This window comes from Desulfogranum marinum, from assembly GCF_016918565.1.
In the GTDB taxonomy this organism is placed as follows: Bacteria; Desulfobacterota; Desulfobulbia; order Desulfobulbales; family Desulfobulbaceae; genus Desulfogranum; species Desulfogranum marinum.
In genome coordinates this window covers 1-1,826 of the sequence record NZ_JAFFQD010000121.1, presented here as the reverse complement: position 1 = coordinate 1,826, position 1,826 = coordinate 1, and the positions used below count along the sequence as shown (strand labels likewise).

Sequence of the window (1,826 nt, the reverse complement as noted above, 5' to 3'; positions counted from 1 at the left end):
CGGACATGAGCGTCTCCGCTCATCCGGCTCCTATCATCCAGCCGCTGCATAGAGTAATCTCCAATGAGCAAACAGGTCAGGTTGCTTTCGCGCAATACGATCCAACCAATGCCCTGCCCTTCGGCGATGTCCTCGTAGATGTTTATATTTCCTTGTTGCCCAGGTCACCAATCGGCGATTCAGACACTTCAAGGTTGGGTACAAAGCAGATTTGTAGTAACGACCATAGTAGTTGATCCATCCCTGAATGATTGGATTGAACATCCGGGCTAAATCTTCCAGGTCCTTGTCACTACGCTTGGGCCAGTGCCAACGACGTGAGGTTTTTCGAATTGCTTTAGCGGCTTTATTGCTGATTGCAGGGCTGAAGTTGATAAAGTGCTTCCCCCTCTTATTCTTGGATCTCCGGGCACGAAACGTATAGCCCAGAAAATCAAAGCTGGTGCAGGGATATTCTTTTTGCCGGTCATCATCCTTACAATAGACAACTTTCGTCTTTTCAGGATGTAGCTCCAGACCAACTTCCTTCATGCGTTTATTCAGCTTTTCCTTCAAACCTTCTGCCTGAGATTGGCTCTTGCAGTGGCAAACTGCGTCATCAGCATATCTTTCAAATGGTATTGACGAATTCTCCCGTGCCATCCATTTGTCAAATGCATAATGCAAAAAGAGATTGGCCAGCAAAGGGCTGATAACACCCCCCTGCGGAGTCCCTTTGTCCGGATACAATAGAGTTTCATCCATCATGTGAATCGCGGCCTTCAGCCACCTCTCTACATACAGGAGAATCCACTTTTCATCCGTATGCCAACGTACGGCTTTCATCAAAAGATTGTGGTCGATATTATCGAAAAATCCTTTGATATCAAGGTCCAAAACCCAGTTGTATTTCCAACAATTCTTACGCGCCTGGCCAACTGCATCCAAAGCCGATTTACTCGGTCGATAGCCGTAAGAGTCGGAATGAAAATACTTCTCAAACTCCGGCTCCAATTGCTGTTTTACAACCTGCTGGGCAATTCTATCTGACACGGTTGGTATTCCAAGCGGCCTCATCCGGCCATCGTCTTTGGGTATTTCAACCCGTAAGACCGGTGGCGGGAAGTAACTGCCGGAGGACATACGATTCCAGAGCCTGTAGAGATTATTTTGCAAATCCATCTCAAACTCTTCTATCGACTGACCATCAACACCAGCAGCTCCTTTATTAGCTCTCACCCGTTTATATGCTTCCCACACCTCGTGTTTAGAAATATAAAACGGCTTTGCCTGGTTCAATCCGATCCTCCTGTTTCCAGTTGTCTTCTTTACTTCAAGCTGGACGATGCTTCCCCTTCGCTCCAGTTCCATTACAAAACCTTCATCACTACTACGGGTCGCTCCGTCCCTGTGCTCTGCATCAGTACTCTCACACTTGTGGGGCTTCCACTTGTGTTTCTCCCTTAGCAGCAGAGCGACAGGTTCCCACGTTCCGCATAAAAGCCTATATCAAGTTCACGCCATCTTCATGCCGGAGGTCATCTGGCCAGTAAGCAGGTATCCGCCAGACTTATCCCAAGGTAACGACCAGCCCTCGGTTTTGACTCTCATCCCTATGCTTTCGACATTTCAGCAATGGTTCATTCACATTCGTCTCCATGATACTCACCTGACAAGGTCAAGCCTTGCCTTTTCCGTAACGCTCACCACCCCGGCTCTTTACCGACGCAGCTTACGGTGGTTTGAAGCCTCCACCTGTATGGCGACTTCGAGGGGCCTTCCCTCATCTTTTATGCAGCATAGCTGCACTGGGTGTTGAACACCCGTGCGTGCCTTCGTGGCACACA

1 protein-coding gene is annotated in these 1,826 nt (G+C 48.5%); it reads right to left on the bottom strand.

Annotation, left to right across the window (positions count from 1 at the left end; genetic code table 11):
• Positions 1-33 precede the first annotated feature (33 nt).
• Positions 34-1,350: a group II intron reverse transcriptase/maturase gene (gene ltrA, locus JWH17_RS23120; RefSeq protein WP_232371270.1), complete on the bottom strand. Its 1,317-nt coding sequence runs from the start codon at positions 1,348-1,350 to the stop codon at positions 34-36.
• Positions 1,351-1,826 lie beyond the last annotated feature (476 nt).

Excerpts from the sequence above, each read along its gene's own strand:
- ltrA (WP_232371270.1), bottom strand. The coding sequence starts at position 1,350 with ATGGAACTGGAGCGAAGGGGAAGCATCGTCCAGCTTGAAGTAAAGAAG.